Origin of the sequence: Nitrobacter sp. Nb-311A (assembly GCF_000152905.1) — a bacterium.
GTDB lineage: Bacteria > Pseudomonadota > Alphaproteobacteria > Rhizobiales > Xanthobacteraceae > Nitrobacter.
Genome location: NZ_CH672416.1, coordinates 182,644 through 201,397 on the forward strand (window position 1 = coordinate 182,644; position 18,754 = coordinate 201,397).

At 62.6% G+C, this 18,754-nt stretch carries 17 protein-coding genes and 1 riboswitch (1 of these 18 cut by a window edge); of the genes, 7 read left to right on the top strand and 10 right to left on the bottom strand.

The features are described from left to right. Window positions 1-1,200 (bottom strand): homoserine O-acetyltransferase, encoded by a 1,200-nt coding sequence (locus tag NB311A_RS09945; protein ID WP_040674844.1) that lies wholly within the window; start codon window positions 1,198-1,200, stop codon window positions 1-3. A 91-nt stretch (window positions 1,201-1,291) separates the two neighbouring features. Next, window positions 1,292-1,371: riboswitch (SAM riboswitch) on the bottom strand. A 152-nt stretch (window positions 1,372-1,523) separates the two neighbouring features. Here NB311A_RS09945 and NB311A_RS09950 point away from each other — a divergent pair. The 4 genes from NB311A_RS09950 to NB311A_RS09965 all read left to right on the top strand — a co-directional run bounded on the left by NB311A_RS09950 (window position 1,524) and on the right by NB311A_RS09965 (window position 5,540). After that, window positions 1,524-2,375, top strand: a complete 852-nt coding sequence (locus tag NB311A_RS09950) for a chorismate mutase (protein ID WP_009798407.1) — start codon at window positions 1,524-1,526, stop codon at window positions 2,373-2,375. A 126-nt stretch (window positions 2,376-2,501) separates the two neighbouring features. After that, window positions 2,502-3,599 (top strand): histidinol-phosphate transaminase, encoded by a 1,098-nt coding sequence (locus NB311A_RS09955; RefSeq protein ID WP_040674847.1) that lies wholly within the window; start codon window positions 2,502-2,504, stop codon window positions 3,597-3,599. Next, window positions 3,596-4,537, top strand: a complete 942-nt coding sequence (locus NB311A_RS09960; RefSeq protein WP_009798409.1) for a prephenate/arogenate dehydrogenase family protein — start codon at window positions 3,596-3,598, stop codon at window positions 4,535-4,537. The genes NB311A_RS09955 and NB311A_RS09960 overlap by 4 nt, the downstream gene beginning before the upstream one ends. Before the next feature lie 178 nt (window positions 4,538-4,715). Beyond that, entirely contained in the window at window positions 4,716-5,540 is an 825-nt protein-coding gene (locus tag NB311A_RS09965) for an IS5 family transposase (RefSeq protein ID WP_116394730.1), read from the top strand. Window positions 5,541-5,568: 28 nt separating this feature from the next. Here NB311A_RS09965 and NB311A_RS09970 read toward each other — a convergent pair whose 3' ends face one another. Next, a complete protein-coding gene (locus tag NB311A_RS09970) occupies window positions 5,569-6,756 on the bottom strand; it encodes a DUF2125 domain-containing protein (protein WP_009798410.1) in 1,188 nt (395 codons plus the stop codon). A 240-nt stretch (window positions 6,757-6,996) separates the two neighbouring features. On the opposite strand from NB311A_RS09970, the gene NB311A_RS09975 reads away from it, so the two are divergent. Next, window positions 6,997-7,581 (top strand): gamma-glutamylcyclotransferase, encoded by a 585-nt coding sequence (locus NB311A_RS09975; protein ID WP_040674704.1) that lies wholly within the window; start codon window positions 6,997-6,999, stop codon window positions 7,579-7,581. 112 nt (window positions 7,582-7,693) lie between these two features. On the opposite strand, the gene NB311A_RS09980 is transcribed toward NB311A_RS09975, so the two are convergent. The 4 genes from NB311A_RS09980 to ftsE all read right to left on the bottom strand — a co-directional run bounded on the left by NB311A_RS09980 (window position 7,694) and on the right by ftsE (window position 11,059). Beyond that, the gene (locus NB311A_RS09980) at window positions 7,694-8,467 is read right to left on the bottom strand and encodes a 1-acyl-sn-glycerol-3-phosphate acyltransferase (protein ID WP_009798412.1); all 774 of its coding nucleotides are present in this window, start codon (window positions 8,465-8,467) and stop codon (window positions 7,694-7,696) included. Window positions 8,468-8,634: 167 nt separating this feature from the next. Continuing rightward, the gene (locus NB311A_RS09985; RefSeq protein WP_009798413.1) at window positions 8,635-9,354 is read right to left on the bottom strand and encodes a YdcF family protein; all 720 of its coding nucleotides are present in this window, start codon (window positions 9,352-9,354) and stop codon (window positions 8,635-8,637) included. An 81-nt stretch (window positions 9,355-9,435) separates the two neighbouring features. Next, complete coding sequence (locus tag NB311A_RS09990; RefSeq protein ID WP_009798414.1) at window positions 9,436-10,407, bottom strand: ABC transporter permease; 972 nt, start codon at window positions 10,405-10,407, stop codon at window positions 9,436-9,438. Then, window positions 10,400-11,059: a cell division ATP-binding protein FtsE gene (gene ftsE / locus NB311A_RS09995; RefSeq protein WP_009798415.1), complete on the bottom strand. Its 660-nt coding sequence runs from the start codon at window positions 11,057-11,059 to the stop codon at window positions 10,400-10,402. Before ftsE ends, NB311A_RS09990 begins: the two co-directional genes overlap by 8 nt. Before the next feature lie 154 nt (window positions 11,060-11,213). On the opposite strand from ftsE, the gene NB311A_RS10000 reads away from it, so the two are divergent. After that, window positions 11,214-12,071, top strand: a complete 858-nt coding sequence (locus tag NB311A_RS10000) for an MJ0042-type zinc finger domain-containing protein (RefSeq protein WP_009798417.1) — start codon at window positions 11,214-11,216, stop codon at window positions 12,069-12,071. A gap of 3 nt (window positions 12,072-12,074) precedes the next feature. Beyond that, window positions 12,075-12,467, top strand: coding sequence for a response regulator (locus NB311A_RS10005; protein ID WP_009798418.1), 393 nt, complete (start codon window positions 12,075-12,077; stop codon window positions 12,465-12,467). Here NB311A_RS10005 and NB311A_RS10010 read toward each other — a convergent pair. The 4 genes from NB311A_RS10010 to NB311A_RS10025 all read right to left on the bottom strand — a co-directional run. After that, window positions 12,454-14,937: a TIGR02302 family protein gene (locus NB311A_RS10010; protein WP_040674852.1), complete on the bottom strand. Its 2,484-nt coding sequence runs from the start codon at window positions 14,935-14,937 to the stop codon at window positions 12,454-12,456. The two genes, NB311A_RS10005 and NB311A_RS10010, sit on opposite strands and share 14 nt — an antisense overlap. Before the next feature lie 226 nt (window positions 14,938-15,163). Next, window positions 15,164-15,745: a methylated-DNA--[protein]-cysteine S-methyltransferase gene (locus tag NB311A_RS10015; protein ID WP_009798420.1), complete on the bottom strand. Its 582-nt coding sequence runs from the start codon at window positions 15,743-15,745 to the stop codon at window positions 15,164-15,166. Between the two features lie 20 nt (window positions 15,746-15,765). After that, the gene (locus NB311A_RS10020; protein WP_009798421.1) at window positions 15,766-17,286 is read right to left on the bottom strand and encodes an FAD-dependent oxidoreductase; all 1,521 of its coding nucleotides are present in this window, start codon (window positions 17,284-17,286) and stop codon (window positions 15,766-15,768) included. Window positions 17,287-17,821: 535 nt separating this feature from the next. After that, on the bottom strand, window positions 17,822-18,754 hold the 3' portion of the coding sequence (locus tag NB311A_RS10025) for an IS5-like element ISNisp7 family transposase (protein ID WP_009797950.1). It continues 159 nt past the right edge of the window; the window shows 933 of its 1,092 coding nt (coding positions 160-1,092); the start codon falls outside the window, past its right edge; it ends in the stop codon at window positions 17,822-17,824.

Genomic DNA, 18,754 nt, shown 5'->3' on the forward strand with positions numbered 1-18,754 from the left:
TCATTGCCCTGCATCAGCCAGGCCCCGGGTCTTTCCCGCCGATTCCAGGAATGCACGCGCGATGTCAAAGAATTCGGGAACGTCGAGCAGGAAGGCGTCATGGCCGCGATCGGTCTCGATCTCGGCGAATGAAACTCGCGCACCGCCGGCATTGAGCGCATGCACGGTCGCCCGCGATTCGGACGTCGGAAACAGCCAGTCGCTCGTAAACGAGACCACGCAGAACCGGGTGTGGGTATCGCGAAACGCCGCCGCCAGCACGCCGTTATGATCGGCCGCGACATCGAAATAATCCATCGCCCGCGTCAGATAGAGATAGCTGTTGGCGTCGAAGCGCTCGACGAATGACGACCCCTGATGACGCAGATAGCTCTCGACCTGGAAATCGGCATCGAACGAAAATGTCGGTAACTCGCGATCTTGCATCCGCCGTCCGAACTTGCGGTGCAGCGCCGCGTCCGACAGATAAGTAATGTGCGCGGCCATCCGCGCCACGCCCAGGCCCCGGTGGGGATGGGTGCCCTGCTCGACATAGCGGCCCTCGCGCCAGTCGGGATCGGCCATCACCGCTTGCCGCCCCAGTTCGTGAAACGCGATGTTTTGCGCGGAGTGGCGCGTGCTGCAGGCGATCGGCAGCGCTGAAAACACGCGCTCCGGATAGGCCACGCACCACTGCAGCACCTGCATGCCGCCCATCGAGCCGCCGACCACCGAAAACAGCGTATCGATTCCGAGGCGGTCGATCAGCATGGCTTGCGCGCGCACCATGTCGGGAATGGTGATGACGGGGAAGTCCAGACCCCATACCTTGCCGGTCGCGGGATTGATCGAGGCGGGGCCGGTCGAGCCCATGCAACCACCGATCACGTTGGAGCAGATAATGAAATACTTGCTGGTGTCGAGTGGCTTGCCAGGCCCCACCAGGGTCACCCACCAGCCGGGTTTTCCGGTCACCGGATGATGGTTGGCCACATGCTGGTCCCCGGTAAGGGCATGGCAAATCAGGATAGCATTGGATTTTGCAGTATTGAGTTCACCGTAGGTCTGGTAGGCGATCTGGAACGGCGCGAGATCGATACCGCAATCGAGCGGGAGCGGGTGATCGCTTCCGAAGGTTGCGACCTGCGAAGTGGGATGATCCGCTTCCTGAGCCCGATACTCGGCCTGAACCGGGCTCGATACTGATTGCACCTTCACCATCCTGCCGCTGACCTCCGCCGGCGGCTGGAGAAGCCGCCGGATCGCAGGCCATAAAAAACCCGGCCCGAACTTGGGTTCGGCCGGGATCAGGATTTCGCTGTCCCCGGCCTGTTTAGCAAGTTGTTTAACGTGGCTGCAAGCCGGCCGGCTCAAATGACCACGGGGACGAAAAGTAGCCCGCTGCACGCTTTTCGTCAAGACAAGCGGGCTGCCTGCCAACTGTCCACGCAAACGCAGTCGCAAGAAGGCTCGCTGAAACGGGATGCGAATGTTAGAAGCGAACCGCTGGCCGACGCTCCTCCACACGGCCGACAGGTTGCATCATGACGAAAACCGCCCCCGCGCCTCCGTCTCTGCAGGAATTGCGCAAAGAGATCGATGCCATCGACGAGCAGGTTCACGGCCTGCTGATGCGTCGCGGCGACATCATTGACCGCCTGATATCGGTGAAGCAGACCCAGGAGGTCGGCTCCGCATTTCGTCCGGCGCGCGAAGCTGACATGATGCGGCGTCTGGCGCAGCGTCATCGTGGCATCCTGCCGCTCGACACCGTCGAAAGCATCTGGCGCGTCATCATCGCGACCTTCACCTACGTTCAGGCGCCGTTCTCGCTGCACGCCGATCTGTCGCTCGGTGAATCCGCCATGCGGGATTCCGCGCGTTTCCATTTCGGTTTCACCATACCCTTCGTGCCGCATTTCAACGCGCAGGCCGCCGTGGAAGCCGTGGCGAATGCGAAAGGCGACCTCGCGCTCGTCTCGGCGACCTCCAGCCGCGCGCCGTGGTGGCTTGCGCTGGAAGCCGACGGCGCGCCCAGGATCATCGCCCGCCTGCCCTTCATCGAGCGCGCCGATCATCCGGCCGCGCTGCCGGTGTTCGTGATTTCACGGGTCGCCGACGATGCGCGGGTCACGGAAGTGGAGACCTGGAGCGTGCGCGTCTCCGGCTGGAATGCCAATACCGCCCGGACACTGTCACCGCTCGCCGAGATCGTTGCCGTGCCCGATACCGCCTTCGACGGCGCGGCGCTGCTGGTGTCCATCACGGGCGGCACCAGCCTCGACACGATCAAATCCGCGCTGATCGAGGCCGGCGCGTCGGTGCGCTCGACGGCTCTCGTCGGCAGTCACGCAACGCGCTATACGATGCCATCCAACAGGGCGGATCGTCCGTAACGTCCCGATAGCGTTTTCGAGCGAAGCGGATGACCTGTTTGCGTGAAGAAAACGCGTCAAAACAACAATCTAGGGCTTCGCTTCTGATTCGCTCGGACGCGAAAACGCTCTAGTCCGGAGCAAATGATGTCCCGACCGGTGCCGAATCCCGGCATTCTCGATATTGCGCCCTACACGCCCGGCAAGAGTCCGGCGCCGGAGGCGGGGCGCAAAGTGTTCAAGCTGTCGGCCAATGAAACGCCGTTCGGCCCATCGCCCAGGGCGATGGACGCCTACCGCGATGCCGCCGCTCACCTCGAAGACTATCCGGAAGGCACCTCGCGCGTGTTGCGCGCAGCCATCGGACGCGCCTACGGACTCGACCCGGACCGCATCATCTGCGGCGCGGGTTCGGACGAAATCCTCAACCTGCTGGCGCATACTTTCCTCAGCCACGGCGATGAAGCCATTTCGACCACGCACGGCTTTCTGGTGTATCCGATCGCGACCCTGGCGAACGGCGCGACAAACGTCGTTGCGCCGGAGACCGGCTACACCGCCGACATCGACGCAATCCTCGAGCGGGTCACGCCGAAGACCAAGATGGTCTGGCTCGCCAACCCGAACAACCCGACCGGCACCTATCTGCCGTTCGACGAAATCCGGCGGCTGCGCGCGGGGTTGCCATCGCACGTATTGCTGGTGCTCGACGGCGCCTATTCGGATTATGTGTCGCGCAACGACTACGAGTTCGGCATCGAACTGGTGGCGACGACGGAAAATACCGTGCTCACGCACACATTCTCCAAGATTCACGGCCTCGCGGCGCTGCGGATCGGCTGGATGTTCGGTCCGGCGCATATTGTCGACGCGGTGAACCGGATTCGCGGTCCCTTCAACGTCTCGACGCCGGCCATGCTTGCGGCCGCGGCTGCGATCGAGGACACCGCGCACGTCCAGATGACCCGGCTGCATACGGAAAAGTGGCGCAACTGGCTCACGGACGAAATGACAAAGCTCGGCCTCAAGGTCACGCCCAGCGTGACCAATTTCATCCTGATCCATTTCCCGGACGCCAAGGACAAGACGGCGTCCGAGGCCGACGCGTTCCTGACCAAACGCGGCCTCGTGCTGCGCGCGCTCGACAATTACGGCCTGCCGAACGCCTTGCGCATGACCATCGGCACCGAGGAAGCCAACCGCCTGGTCGCGGACGGCTTGCGCGACTTCATGGCGCGGACATGACCGCTGAACCCCTGTTCCAGCGGCTCGCGCTGATCGGATTTGGCTTGATCGGCGGTTCGATCGCGCGCGCCGTGCGTATGCGCGGTCTTGCCGGCGAAATCGTCGTCACCGCACGCTCCGCGAAGACGCGTGCGCGGGTGACAGAACTCGGCATCGCCGACCGCGTGGTGGACACCAACGCCGAAGCCGCTGATGGCGCAGACCTTGTGATTCTTTGCATTCCGGTCGGCGGGTGCGGCGCGGTGGCGCAGGAGATCGCATCCCACCTCAGGCCGGACGCCATCGTCTCCGACGTCGGATCGGTAAAGGACGCCGTCGTCCGCGACATGGCCCCGCATCTGCCCGCTGGCGTGCATTTCGTGCCCGCGCATCCGGTGGCCGGCACTGAACATTCGGGTCCGGATTCCGGCTTTGCCGAACTGTTCATCAATCGATGGTGCATCCTGACGCCGCCGGACGGAACGGATGCCGCCGCCGTCGACAGGTTGCGCGCGTTCTGGACCGCGATCGGCGCCAGGGTCGAGATCATGACCCCCAAGCATCATGACCTCGTGCTGGCGATCACCAGCCATCTGCCGCACCTGATCGCCTACACCATTGTCGGCACCGCGGACGAACTGGGCGAAGTCACCTCCTCCGAGGTGATGAAGTTTTCCGCCGGCGGCTTCCGCGACTTCACGCGTATCGCGGCCTCCGATCCCACTATGTGGCGTGATGTATTCCTGACCAACAAGGATGCGGTGCTGGAAATGCTCGGCACCTTCAACGAGGATCTCTCCAAGCTGACGCGCGCCATGCGCCGCGGCGATGGCGAAGCGCTTTTTGAGCACTTTACCCGCACCCGCGCGATCCGCCGCGGCATCGTCGAGATCGGCCAGGATTCCGCGGCTCCCGATTTCGGGCGGCTGCAGACCGATGCGCAGAAAAAACCTGTGTAAACGGTTCTATAGTGTTTTCGAGCGAAGTGGATACCGGTTCGCGTGAAGAAAACGCGTCAAATCAAAATCATAGAGCCCGCTTCTGATTCCATCAGAAGCGGAAAAGCTCTAAGAGCCTGTTTGAAAATTGGGCTGGGCCGAGATTCCGGTGTCGTTGCGAATATGATTCACACTTCGGATGTGGACACGCAAGCAGCGAGGCCGAATGGCCAAGATCGCCCGGAAGACCAAGCGCTACCCGTCTGACCTGACGGACGAGGAATGGGAGCGGATCGCGCCGCTGATGCCGAAGCCCGGACGCAGGGGGCGGCCGCGGGAGATCGAATTTCGCGAAGTGATCAACGCGGTACGGTATCTGGTGCGCTCGGGCTGCGGCTGGCGGATGCTGCCCGTGCATTTCGGCCATTGGCGGACGGTCTACGGCTGGTTCCGCGAACTGGCGCGGCGCTTCCTGTTCCAAACGATCCATGACATCGAACTCATGCTCGACCGGGAAAGGCAAGGTCGCGAAGCCAGCCCGTCTGCTGCGGTGATCGACAGCCAGTCGGTCAAAGCGCCGCATGGCGAGACGCGCGGCTATGACGCCGGCAAGAAGATCGTCGGGCGCAAGCGCCATATCGCGGTCGACACCGACGGGCGGCTGTTGATGGTCAATCTGACGACCGCCGATATCTCCGACAGCGCCGGAGCGCAGGCGATCCTCAATACGATCCGCAAACGCTGGCCGTGGGTGAAACATCTCTTCGCCGATGCCGCTTACGACCGGCTGCAGTTGATGGACAAGGCCACCTATCTACGGTTCGTGATCGAAATCATCCGTCGCCGCGACGGTCAGAAGGGCTTCGAAGTCCTACCGCGTCGCTGGGTCGTCGAACGAACTTTCGGTTGGATGATCCGTTGGCGCAGGCTCGTTCGCGACTACGAGCGCCGCATCGACGTCTCAACCGCCATGATCCACGTCGCCATGGGCGGCGTCCTCATCCGCAGAAACGCTCATCCCTGATTTTCCAAACGGGCTCTAAGCGCCGCTCTCAGAACAGCGGCGGCGTCTGGGCGACCTTCAGCGGCCCAACGAAAACTGCGCCGTTGACGAATCGCAACGGGAAGGAGCGCGCCTTTTTGCCTTCCAGCGTTGCCTCCCGACCGATCGCGGCGAGGCCCGCCACGACACCGACATTGGCGTTTTCACGCACGGCCTTGCCCAACCCCGGAATCGCCCGGTCCAGCGCGCCGAACAGATTGTCGATATCCCGTGTCTTCACACCGGGCGCGACCTTATCGAGAGTGTCCTGCGGGACCCCCTGCTCCAGCATTTTCTCGATTCCGAGTGCTGGAATCACCTTCTCAAAACCGGTGGCTGTCATATGCAATTCGCCGTCAAGGTGCCCGTCGGCGGTGAGTCCGAGCGAGCCTGCGGCTATCGCGATCAGATCGCCCTGCTGGATGCGCGACTGCTTGATCTCGATACGGCCGCCGGCCGCCTGCAATTCACGAAACCGCGCCGGCCAGGGTTTTGGCGTGAAATCCTTCAGTCCATGTACAATCGCGCGGACATCGGCATCGAACGGCGCAGTCAGCACCGGATGAACATCGCCAATGGTCGCCCCGGTCAATTCAAGGACGGTCTCGATCGCCGGGCGATCCGGTCTGGAATTCTCCGCGATGCGGCCGTGAAGCTCCACTTGCTTGGCGCGCGCGACCGGGGTCCGCGCCGTGGCCGCGACGCGGTCGATCACCGGATCGTCGAAGACGATATCCGCGCTCTGCGGAACACCGGGCAATCCGACAATGCTGCTGCGCGCGGTGCTCCAGTTAACGATCATTTCCGGCTGTCCATGTTGGGATAGCGTTGCCGGGGCTTTGAACTCTGCGATCAGCAGTTTCGGGGTGTAGATCTGCGCGACCACCAGGATATCCCCGAGCCGCGCAGTCACCGGCGCCATCGCCGCCTGATCGGCCGTCTGCGACTTCAGCTCGACCGTCGCATCCACACAGCGAACCTCAAGACGGAAGGGAAATCCCGCGACAGTCCGTTTGGCGCAATCATAGATGCGCCCGGACGCGGCCTCGCGCGCGCGCCAGGCATCGACGGTCTGATCGACCTGCGAAGCCGCATAAAACCAGAACGCGCTCCACGCCGCGGCGGCGATGACCACCAGCACGGGCATGACAAAGACAGGCCAAAGACGGTGCTTGCGAGAGGCGTTGGCAGCGTTCATGCGGAAGGGGGCTCGTGAATTCGTCAGGTCAGCGGGGGTCTTTGACCATAGTCGCGCAGCTTCCGCAAAACCAGCCCCTCCAGTTCCGTTTCGTCTGATCGTGCGGCTCTGCTAAAACATATCATGCGGGTTAGGCGGATTCCCGATCAGCCATAAAAACGCTCTCAATATAATAGCTTGTGCGAATCTGATCGCAAACCCGGTATCCTGCTTCATGGAATATGCTCTGGGCGGGGCGCAATGAGTGTGCAGCGACAAGTCGAGCCGGCCCTTGGTAGTTCCGAGAGCGATCTCTGGGTATTTGCCTACGGGTCTCTGATGTGGCGACCGGGATTCGATTTTGCCGAGCAGGTACCGGCGCGGCTGATCGGGGAGCACCGGGCGCTCTGCGTCTATTCATTCGATCATCGCGGAACGCCGGAAAGACCGGGGCTGGTGCTCGGGCTTGACCGGGGGGGCGCCTGCCGTGGCATCGCATTCCGCGTTGCAGCCAGCCGCCGCGAAACAACGATCGCGTACTTGCGCGGGCGCGAGCAGACCACCCACGTCTACCGCGAGGTGATGCGCTCCGTGTGGCTCGAGGACGACGCGCGCCGGCGGGTCGGCGCACTCGCTTATGTGGTCGATCGCGGACATGTCCAGTATGCCGGACGGCTGACATTGACGGAACAGGTCCGTTATGTCCGGCAGGGACACGGCCGCTCTGGACATAATCGCGACTACGTATTGTCGACCGTGAAGTCGATCGAATCGCAGGGATTTCGCGACCCCAAACTTCACGAACTGGCCGAATTGCTACACAATGACGCGCCTGTGCCCGGGTAGATGCGGATGCCGGCACGTCGAACAACAGCTGCAGTTGAACGCCTTGGGCGAGCAAGGATTCAATTGACAGCCGTTTCAATTGACAGCCGCCTGCCACATTTCGGATCGCTCTCTAATCCTCCGTCGACCGCGCATCCGACGCCCGACCCAACAGCCGCACCTGCTCACGCCGTCCCGCCTCGACCAGGGAAGCAGTCGCCCCTTCGATCGACGCCATCAAGCGCGACATGAACTCATCGCGCCGCAATCCCGGCGGCAGCGGATCGAGGAATTCAACCGTGATCGTTCCCGGATAACGCAGGAACGTCCGACGTGGCCAGCACAGACCGGAATTGAGCGCCACCGGCACGCACGGTACGCCGGCTTCGGCATAGATCAAGGCGACGCCACTCTTGTAGGCGGGCGGGGCTCCAATCGGACGTCGCGTGCCTTCCGGGAAAATGACAAGCCGGCGCCCGAGATGCATCTGCTCACGAGTCATGCGAGCCAGCATCTTGAGCGAGCGTATGCCGGCTTTGCGGTCGATTCCGATCATGCCCGTCTTCATCAGATACCAGCCGAAGAACGGAATCCAGGTCAGCTCGCGCTTGAGGATGAAAACCGGCTGATCAATGAGACTAAACAGGGCGAAGGTCTCCCACATCGACTGATGCTTCGAGGCGACGATCAACGGGCCTCTTGGAATCCTCCCGGCCCCGAGAATTTTGACGCGGGTGCCGCAGATGACGCGCATCAGCCAGATATTCCAGCGCCCCCAAGCCTTCACTGTCCTGACAAGCACCGCGCGCGGCATCATAAATGTCGGCAACGCGGCAATGATCCAGACTGCCATCGTCAGGTAGAACAAAACATTGAAGACCAGCGATCGCAGAAAGATCGAAATCATCAAGCATCCCAATTCCGTGGCGCCAATCGGCGCGTATTCTAATCACAAAACCCGTGTCCGCTCTTCAGGGAACATGCGCTATGGCGCTTTTGAGCGAACCAGCTCCCGATAAACGCATCACCAGAAGGCGGATCCAGCTTCTGGTCCATCAGAGGAGCGATTTCAAACTAGCCCGGAGCCGGGCGGCGCGGCTCTAATGCGCCGGTCGGCTGCTCGCCGTTTTCAGGGAAAAATTCGAGACCAAGATAAGCCAGACGAACCCGCGCCTCCGCGGCAAGGTATTTGACATACTCAGACAACAAGAGCCGCAGCGTGGTGCCGCTTGTCCACCATGGTTCTTCGCGCCACTTGTCGCCGATGACCGCGAACGGAATCAAGGTGACGTTCGGCATCGCGTGCGACAGTTCGACGATGGCGCGGGGCATGTGATAATTCGATGTCACCACAATCAGCGAGCGGAATCCTTGCTCGTCGACCCAGCGCCGCGTCTCGCTTGCGTTGCTCCGGGTGTTAACGGCGGAGCGATCGAGATCGACGCAGCACGTCAGCAGTTGCTGGCTGTCCGGCAGCGAGCGCGAGATATCGCTGACTCCATTGGTCGGGTGAACACCCGAAATCAGAAGCCGCTTGCCGTAGCCGCCGGCCAGCAACTCGACGGCATCGGAAATCCGCGACGAGCCGCCGGTGAGCACGACAATGCCGTCCGCATTATTGACGGGCTTTGTCTCCACCCCTCGCAGTTGCGACAGAAATCCGACGAAGCCCACTCCCGCCCCGACAAAGGCGATCCCGGCTGCGGCGACCAAGGTCGCAAGTAACATTCCGCGCCGACGCGCCGACATCCCGCGCGTAGCTTCCGCTTTGTCGTGACGTGTTTGTTCACTCATCCGTTCGGTATCCCTGGCCCCCGATTTTAATGCGTTTTTGGGCGAAGTGGAGTCCGGCAGCGTCGGAAGGACGACGGTCGCTCAATCGATCTCATCAAGCGTCGCGAACAATGTGCGGCGAGACGCCCAGGCGGTGATCGCCGCGATCAGGACCGTCTGGCCAGCCAGCACAAGATAGCCGGACGGGCGCAGCGAGAACGTGCCCAGTAGCGCCGCAAATTGATCCCCTACCGGCGTTCCGGAGAACCAGTTGGCGATCGATTCGGAGGACCCGAACATCAGCATCGCGGCGACACAACCGATCACGCCGCCCCTCAGTCCGAGCCGCAGAAAATGCCGCAGGAAATGATTGGCGATGTAACGGTCGCTGGCCCCAACGAAATGCAGCACTTCGACGATCGGACGATTGGCCGCCATGGCCCCCCGGGTCGCGAACGATACCGAGATAATGGTCGCAACGATGACCAGCGCAAGGACACCGATGCCCGCGAACACGGTGGCGTTGGTCATCGATCGCATCCGGTCGATCCAGGCGCGATGGTCATCCACGCTGGTCGATGGCGCCAGTTGCGTCACGCGGCTGCGAAGCCCTTCCAGATCGAGCCTGGTCCCCGGCGCGGCGCGCGCCACGATCATGCGCGGTACCGGCAAATCGTCGAGCAAAAGACCGCTGCCGAGCCAGGGCTCCAGCAACTTGCCCGACTCCTCCTTGGTGTACGGCCTGACATCGAGGATTCCCGGATGCTCGCGAACCGCGGCGGCGACCGCGGTTACATCGTGCTCGATGTTGCGGCCGGCGACGGGACGCACCTGGATGGTGATCTCGCTCGAGACCTCGGATTGCCATTCCGCGGCCGAAGCGCTGATCAGAAGCACCCCCCCGGTCGTGATCGAGGCCAGAAACGTCATGATGGCGACGACGGCCACCAGGGCACGGCCTGCGATCGACGCACGCGGCACGATCGGCGACATATTGCGCGCGCGGATTGGCACCTGCGGGCGTTCCCGCCCGAGATCCATCAGCACATCGTGACCGTCCCCTGCCTTACTCATAGATGTGCAGCCGTCCCTGATGCAGCACCAACCGCCGCGCGTCGTACTGATCCATCAGGGCGATATCGTGGGTGGCAATGATGACCGCCGTGCCGGACTTGTTCAGCTCAATGAACAGCCGCAGCAAGCGTTGCCCGAGCGTCGGATCGACGTTGCCGGTCGGCTCGTCCGCCAGCAGAAGCTGCGGCCGCGCGATCACCGCGCGAGCGATCGCCGCGCGCTGCTTCTCCCCGCCGGACAGGACCGGCGGTAGCGCGTCCATGCGCTCGCCCAGACCCACCCACTTCAAAAGATCAATCACCTCGCGACGATAGGTGGATTCATCGCGGCCCATAACCCGGAACGGCAACGCGACATTCTCATAAGTGGTCATGTGGTCGAGCAGGCGAAAGTCCTGCAACACGATTCCGATACGCTTGCGCAGGTCAGCGATCGCATCCTTGCTGAGCAGCGAAACGTCCTGACCGAACAGGTTGACAAGCCCCCTCGTCGGCCGCAACGACAGAAATAACAGCCGCAGCAGGGAGGTTTTCCCCGCGCCGGACGGACCGGTAAGGAACTGAAAGGAACGGGCGGGAAGATGAAAGCTGATGTCGCGCAGAATCTCCGGGCCGAGCCCGTAACGCAAGCCAACATTTTCGAACCGGATCAAGCCTTGTGTTCCGATTTCTGGTTCGCGTGAGGAAAACGCGTCAAATCAAGATCATAGAGTCCCCGCCATCGTTCTTTTGTGCGTCGATTATGGTTTCCGATTCGTTAACGGTCGGCGCGTAGATTTCGGCAGCATCACTTCCGGCGATTCGTCCATGCACATTGTCTGCCCACACTGTACGACATCCTATGCTGTCGATCCCGCAAGTTTCGGCAGAACGGGCCGCACCGTGCGCTGCTCGCGCTGCAAGGAAACATGGCGGGCGACGCCCGACAACATCGCCAGGGTTCGCGTCCCCACGATGGCGGGAGCGGACGAAATGGCGGGATGGACCGATCATCAGCAGACCGCGGACATGCCGTCCGTCGATAGTCCGTCGATCGCCAGCGATCTGCCGATATCCCCCGAACTCGGGGGGCAGCAACAGGACCTCGCCGGCGTCTGGACCTCGCCGGCCCGACAGGACAATACGCCCCAGGACAATACGACTCGGGATAACAAGCCTACGCTTTCCATTGCTTCGCGGCTCCGCGACCGGCTCAGGTCCTTATTCGTCTTTCGCCGGCCGGCGATCAGCCTGAATACGTTCTGCATCGCGATGGCGGCGATGGTACTGGCTCTCGTCATCTGGCGCGTTGAAATCGTGCGACTGCTGCCGCAAACCGCAACCTTTTATCGGCTGACCGGACTGGAGGTGAACCTGCGTGGATTGACGTTCAAGGACGTCAAGACCTCGACCGAAGCCGTCGACGGCAAGCCGGTGCTGGTGATCGAAGGCATGATCGTCGCGCGAAGCCGCAAGCCCGTCGAATTGCCACGTCTGCGCTTTAGCGTCCGGGACATGCACGAGACGGAGATTTACGCGTGGAACGCAGTGCTCGAGCAGGCCGCGCTCAAGCCGGGCGAAAATGTCTGGTTCCGGACACGGCTGGCGTCCCCGCCGCCTGAAGGCCGCACTATCGATGTTCGCTTTTTTAACCGGCAGGACCTTGCGGTCGGAGACGGGGCCTGACTCATGGCGCGGGTTCTGATCGCCGACGATGAGGACTCGATGCGTTCGCTGGTCGCACGCGCCATCGCGATGGATGGCCATGAGACAGTGACTGCGGCTGACGGCGCGGAAGCGCTGGATATTCTGACGGCTGACACGCGTGCTTTCGATCTGCTGCTCACCGATATCAAGATGCCGATCATGGACGGCATCGCGCTGGCCCTTTCCGCAGCACGCGATTTCCCCGACCTGATCATCCTGCTGATGACAGGTTTCGCCGATCAGCGCGAGCGCGCGTCGGGTCTGAATGCCATCGTGCACGATGTCGTTACGAAGCCGTTTTCGGTGGCCGGTATCCGCTCCGCCGTCGCCGGGGCATTGACGGCGGCGACCGACCGACCGATCAGTAATCCTTGAGCAACCGTTCGATGTAGTCGAGTTCGATTTTCGGCCGTGACGGATCGGCGATGCGGCGGCGCAACTCTTCGAGAATGCGGCGGACCCGCTGCACGTCGATTTCGCCAGGAATTCTGACCGTCGTATCGTTGCCGAACTCGCGACCATGCAGCGGACGCCCCAAGGGGTCAGTCTGACCGCCGCTCCGCCGGCCCAATCGGCTACCCGACGCGTCTTCACCCTGCTGCACGGCCTCGGCAAGGCTCCGGGCGCCCTTGCGCAGCGCATCGAGTGCCCGGCCCTGCGCGCCGACGGCGCCATTGGCATTGCCTTCGCCGAGCCGGCCGTCCGCCTGGCCCATTGCGGAATCGGCCTGGCCAAGCTCGTCGCCCGGCTGGCTCGCTCCCATTCCGCGCTTGGCGAGTTCCCTCTGCAATGTCCGGAGCCTGTCATGCAGCGCCTGCTGATCCCGCTGCAGGCCGCCCATGGCATTCTGGCCGGTGCGCTCCTGGCCGTGATCCGGATCGCGACGCGAATCCAAACCGTGCCTGTAGGTCTTGTCGCGCAACTGCTGTTGCTTTCGGATCATATCGCCGAGTTCGTTCAGCGACTGCTGCAGATCACCTTCCTCACCCTGGCCCGGCTGCGCCATCTGCAGATTCTCGAGCATCTGCTGCAACTGATCGAGCAATTGCCTGGCGGCGTCCTTGTCGCCGGAGCGAGACAGACGCTCCATGCGCTCGATCATGTTGTCGAGGTCCTTCGGGCGCATGACCCTGCTGTTGGGATCAAGCGGGCGCGCCAGTTGCTCCGGATTGTTGCGCATCTGTTCGGCCAGCTGGCGCAGGTAATTATCCAGCGCCGCGCGCAGCTTCTCCGTGAGCTTCTTGATTTCCTCGTCGCTCGCGCCCCGCTCCAATGCCTCCTTCAGCGCCTCCTGCGCGGCGCGCAGCGCCTTCTCGACGTCGGTGATATTGCCGTCCTCGATGCTTACGGCGAGCCCCCAGAGACTTTCGACGACATCACGCAACTGGGCATCGATATGCGCTTCCTCGAGCTGCTTCGTGACGCTGTAAAGACCGAGATACTCCCCCACCTTGGGTGTGAACACCTCCGGCGCGATCAGGAGAGCATCGAGCGCCGTATGGACCTGCCTGTTCTGATTGGCGTCCAGCGCCAGGATGCGGCGCTGCTCGATCAGCGCGCGCGCAAGCGGTTTGGTGAACACGCGTTCCGGCAGCCGGAGGGCAAGCGGGTCGCTGCGCCCCTCGTTTCCTGCATCGTCGCGCGCGGTCAACGTCAAGGTCACTTCGGCGTCCGCATAGGGACTTTCGCTCAGATCATGGACCATCTGCCCGATTCCGCTGCGGGGTCTGGCATTCGGCAACACCAGCGCGAATTGCGGCGGGTCGAATAGCGGGCGCGCGGCCGTCCCGTCCTTTGCAGCGGGTTGGGGTCGGGTCGAAAATACCGCATGGGCTTCGGTCACGCCGTAATCGTCCTCCAGGCGATAGGACATCTTCAACAATCCGCGCGCCTGGCGTTCCGGCCGCTTGGCCAGCGATATGGCCGGGACGCGATCGGCGATTGCGCTGAATGCCCAGAGCGGTTGCCCCGACGGCACGCGCACCTGAGCCGTGCCGTCCGCGGAAATGGTGAAGCGCCGCTCGTTCGTACCTTCCGGGAGCTTATCGGCGGCGGTCTTTTCAATCACGCCGCCGCTGACCGCGACATGGAAGCTGCTTCCGCTCGAACGCACAATCAGCGTGCTGCCCGCAGGCACCGGAAGCGGCCCGCTATCGAAGGACGCTGGATCCGCGTTGGTCTTGGACAGGATGATAGGGGGCTTGCCGGTATAAGGCGGCGGAGCCACCCAGGCATCGACCCTGACATTGGCCGATGTCAGCATACCATACCAGTCGAACGCAGCAGCCACGCGCTCGATCCGTTCGCCTTCCGCCGCGAAATAGGTCGCGACCATCAGCACCATCACCAGCGATCGCAGCGCCCAGCGGTCATGCAGCGGTAGCCGCGGCGACGGCAGCCCGGCGCGAAAGCCCCCGATCGCGGTCAACGTGCGCGCGCGCTGTGCCTGCCACAAGGCATGCGCGACCGGATCCCGCGTCGCCAGCGTGTCGGCGAGCGCAGTGACGGGACGATGGGGAAGGCCGGTGCTGCGATCGAGCCGGCTCGATGCTTCCTCGCGGCTGGGCCAGCGGAATCTGACGGCAGGTGCTGCCGCCGCAACGGCGAGCAGAACAAATGCGGCAAGGGCAGCGACTCGTCCCACTACCGGGAGAACGAGCCAAACACCGGCCCAGGAAACCGCCAGAAACAGCCCGCCGACACACAGCAGCCGCGCAAGATGCGGCCACGCCCTCTCCCATGCGATCGCCCACCTTGCGCGCTGCAGAGCTCGCGTCAGTTCAAGTCCCGCCGACGTAAGCGGGTCGCCGTCCTGACTGGATGGATCTGGGGTAACACCGCTCAACTCGGTCTCCGGGCTGCTGGAGCTGGTCCGGCCAGCCTTAGCCTTTATTATTTTGACGCGTTTTCCGCGCGATGCGGCATCTGCTCCCGGATCAAAACCTCGGCACATCGTCACTCGAAAACGAATAAACAGCACCTTACCACGGCGGCGGCAATGAGGCATCGACGGTTGACCCATAAACCGCCGGATTTGCAAACCGGAACCGGGATCCGCAATGCGGAACGGATCAATCGAACAGGCCAGGCGTGTGATTGACGATCGCGCCCTCGATGGCGAGCATTTTCAGCTTGGTTGCAACGCCGCCGTTCGCCGAAAAGCCTCCCGGCCTGTCCCCGGCTGCAAGCACGCGATGGCAAGGCACCACGATCGGACATGGATTACGGCCGAGCGCCTGGCCGACATCGCGCGACAGTTCAACGCCGCCGAGGCGTTTGGCGATGCCGCCATAGGTCATCGTTCTGCCCGGCAGAATGGTCCGTGTGATGTCGTAAACGCGGCGATCGAATTCGCATACGCCGCCGAGATCGAGCGCCACACCGGATAAATCGACCAGCTTTCCCTCAAGCAACGCGATCATGCCGTCGATCGCAGTCTGCACGGCGCCGGGCGGAACTGCCTCGGCGAGGCTCCCGTAACGCTGGCGGATGCGCCTCCGGTTTTTATCCTTATCTGCCAGCGGCAGCTGCACCGCTTCGACGCCACGCACGGTCCAGACGATACCGCAGATGCCGATCGCGGTATCGAACAGTGTGAATTTGCGATCATCTGGCTGTTCACTCACGGATCGCTCCGTCTCAACCCGGCGCATTCCACACCCAGGGTCGAACTTCAGGAGACGACGGCGCGCTCCATCGCCACTTCCGCCTTGAGATGCTCGATGTCCCGATAGATCGAGGATACCGCCAGCACGCGCCCCTGATGCTTGTAGCGCAGCAGGCAGTCCCTGTCAGCGACGCTCCCGTCGACCTCGATCTGATCCCACTTTAGCGCATGTCCGAGATAATTGATCGGCACATCATAGTGCTGGCTCCAGAAGAACGGAACAGCATCATACTTTTCGCGGTGTCCCAGCATGTTGCGCGCAGCGATCTGTCCCTGGCGCTGCGCCACCACCCAGTGCTCGACCCGGATGTTCTCCCCAAAACGCGGATCGGGCCAGCGCGCTATGTCGCCGGCCGCAAAGATGCCGGGAGCGCTTGTTTCCAGGAATTCATTGACAAGAACACCGCGGTCGATCTTCAGTCCCGCCTTTTCCGCAAGCTCCAGGCGCGGCTTTACGCCGACGCCAAAGACGACGAAATCGGCCTCCAGCGTTGCTCCGCTGTTGAGCGTCACCTTCTTCTCGCCGATCGCCGTGACCGTGTCCTCCAGATGGAATACGACGCCGTGTTCTTCATGCAGCGCGCGGACGAAATCGCCCATCTCCGCACCGAAAATACGCTCCATCGGACGAGATTCAGGCGCGACGACATGGACCTCGATCCCGCGGGTGCGCAAAGAGGCCGCGACCTCGAGACCGATGAAACTCGCGCCGATCACAACCACCCGGTTGGCCGATTTGGCCGCGTCGATGATGGCACGGCAATCTTTGAGCGACCGCAACGTATGGACGTGTGGCAGGTTTGCTCCGGCGATCGGCAGCCTCACCGGCTCTGCTCCGGTCGCCAGCAACAACCGATCGTAACCGATCACATCGCCGTTGATCGAAAGCTGGCGCGCTGACGGATCGATAGCGGTAACGGTCGTACAAAGCCGCAGGTCGATGCCCGCCTGCTGGTAGAAATCGTCGGGACGCAGCGGTAGCCAGTCCTCCGGCGCCGAACCGGCGAGATAATCTTTCGACAGGTTCGGCCGGTCGACCGGCGCCGCATCGTCGCTGCTCAGCATGACGATGCTGCCCTTGTAATCTTGTCGACGCAGCATCTCAGCGGCCGCAAAACCCGCCGCGCCGCCACCGACAATCACGATCTTCTCAGGGCGATCAGGATTCGCGATCTTGACTGCCGGCTGCTCACGTTTCTTGCCAACGAAAATTCGGCTGTCCCGCTGCTCGACCTGCCAGACATTGAGCGCGTTAAAAGCCGGCGCGCAGGTCGCTTCGCCGGTGCGCAGGTCGAAGCAGGCATGATGCCACGGGCACCGGACAGCGCCATCGACGACGAGCCCGTCAGCGAGCGGTCCATGGTAATGGCTGCAGTGGGCATCGATCGCGAAAATCTCGGCGCCTTCGCGAACCAACAGGACCTCCTGGTCACCGACATGGCCGGCCAGCTTTCCATCCCTAAAATCGCCGGGATCGACACCCTGCGTCAGGTCTGGTCCACTCGGTTGAGCCTGCTCCTCGGCCATCTATTTGATCCTCCGTGGTTGTCGGCGCGGGATGCGCGAACCACAATCGCGTTTTCCCGCCGCACGGTTTCACACCGGGGCCGGTCCGGCAAGCTCCACCCTCCTTAAGAGGGGATGAAAAGAGAAAGGTTTCGCGCCGGAACGATTACGCGCAACGCAGCGATCCGCCACACCCAACCGGAGGCCGAACAGATTTCGCGGCGTTAGCCGATTTCAGGTTAACCTTTGATCGGCGGGATGAGAACGGCTGTCACTTGGAGAGGATCGCACCGCGGATCCGGAGTCAACTTTCCGGACGCTGGTATGAATTCATTCGAACCGTCGCCCCCCAAGCGAGCAGACGTCACAACTTGCCTCGAAACAAAGGAGTCCGGTATTCATCCTTGGGTCAAGCCCGAGGACATGCTTCGCTCGAACACCCTCTAGCAGGCTGTTGAAGAAGTGTCCCGTCTGGCTTTCGGGATGGCTTAATCGCCGTTGTGATGAGATTTGGATTGAGCTGTCGAGCAGTTTGGCGTGGCCGTGGGACGGGGGGTCATGCTGGCACCGCCATGAGCTTCGGCAGTCGCACCAGATTGTAAGCGGCGGCTGCGAAGGTGAAGGCCCATTCGACGCGGTCGCGGCCGCGGAAGCGGGTCTTGTCCTGGCGGGCGACCGTCTTGATCCAGCCGAAGGCTTCCTCAATGCGCTTGCGGATACGCTGGCTGACGGCATAGCCGCTGTGCCGCGTCGTGCGTCCGTCGATCGCCGAGCTTCGGCCTCTCGTGTTCTGCGCCACGTGCGGCGTCACCTTCATCGCGCGCAACTCATTGACGAAGTCCTCCGTGTCATAGGCCTTATCAGCGCCAAGTGTGATGGCCAGGGGCCGGTCGGCGCGAGGTTCGATCATGTGCAACGCCGCCACCCGCTCGGCATGTCCGTCGGCCAGCGTCAGGCAGGCGTCGACCAACAGGCCGTGGCGGTTCTCCATCAGCCCATGACCCATGAAGCATAGCTTCGCCTCCTTGCCCTTGCCCTTCTTGTAGAGCCTTGCGTCCGGATCGGTGGTCGAGGCATGCGTGTCGTTAGTCCGCTTCTGGCCGTGGAAGTCGGCTTCGGCATTGCGCCCGACGCCGCCGGCCGGCGGCTCGCCAGAGCCGTCCTTCGGTTTGACGCTCTTCATCGAAGCCCAGGCCTCGATCAGCGTGCCGTCGACCGAGAAGTGATCTGTCGACAGCAGCTTCTTCACCTTGGGCTGGGCCAGCACCGCACTCAGGAATTTGGCCGCGATGTCGCCCTCAAGCAGCCGCTCGCGATTCTTCGAGAACACCGAATGGTCCCAGGCTGGATCGTCGACGCCGATGCCCACGAACCAGCGGAACAGAAGGTCGTATTCCAGCCGCTCCATAAGCAACCGCTCCGAGCGGATCGAGTAGAACGCCTGCAAGAGCATCGCCCTGAGCAACTTCTCGGGTGGGATCGACGGCCG

Bases quoted from the DNA above. Each gene is read 5' to 3' on its own strand.
- NB311A_RS09945 (WP_040674844.1), bottom strand. From the start codon at position 1,200: ATGGTGAAGGTGCAATCAGTATCGAGCCCGGTTCAGGCCGAGTATCGG.
- NB311A_RS09950 (WP_009798407.1), top strand. From the start codon at position 1,524: ATGACGAAAACCGCCCCCGCGCCTCCGTCTCTGCAGGAATTGCGCAAA.
- NB311A_RS09955 (WP_040674847.1), top strand. From the start codon at position 2,502: ATGTCCCGACCGGTGCCGAATCCCGGCATTCTCGATATTGCGCCCTAC.
- NB311A_RS09960 (WP_009798409.1), top strand. From the start codon at position 3,596: ATGACCGCTGAACCCCTGTTCCAGCGGCTCGCGCTGATCGGATTTGGC.
- NB311A_RS09965 (WP_116394730.1), top strand. From the start codon at position 4,716: ATGTGGACACGCAAGCAGCGAGGCCGAATGGCCAAGATCGCCCGGAAG.
- NB311A_RS09970 (WP_009798410.1), bottom strand. From the start codon at position 6,756: ATGAACGCTGCCAACGCCTCTCGCAAGCACCGTCTTTGGCCTGTCTTT.
- NB311A_RS09975 (WP_040674704.1), top strand. From the start codon at position 6,997: ATGAGTGTGCAGCGACAAGTCGAGCCGGCCCTTGGTAGTTCCGAGAGC.
- NB311A_RS09980 (WP_009798412.1), bottom strand. From the start codon at position 8,467: ATGATTTCGATCTTTCTGCGATCGCTGGTCTTCAATGTTTTGTTCTAC.
- NB311A_RS09985 (WP_009798413.1), bottom strand. From the start codon at position 9,354: ATGAGTGAACAAACACGTCACGACAAAGCGGAAGCTACGCGCGGGATG.
- NB311A_RS09990 (WP_009798414.1), bottom strand. From the start codon at position 10,407: ATGAGTAAGGCAGGGGACGGTCACGATGTGCTGATGGATCTCGGGCGG.
- NB311A_RS10000 (WP_009798417.1), top strand. From the start codon at position 11,214: ATGCACATTGTCTGCCCACACTGTACGACATCCTATGCTGTCGATCCC.
- NB311A_RS10005 (WP_009798418.1), top strand. From the start codon at position 12,075: ATGGCGCGGGTTCTGATCGCCGACGATGAGGACTCGATGCGTTCGCTG.
- NB311A_RS10015 (WP_009798420.1), bottom strand. From the start codon at position 15,745: ATGCGCCGGGTTGAGACGGAGCGATCCGTGAGTGAACAGCCAGATGAT.
- NB311A_RS10020 (WP_009798421.1), bottom strand. From the start codon at position 17,286: ATGGCCGAGGAGCAGGCTCAACCGAGTGGACCAGACCTGACGCAGGGT.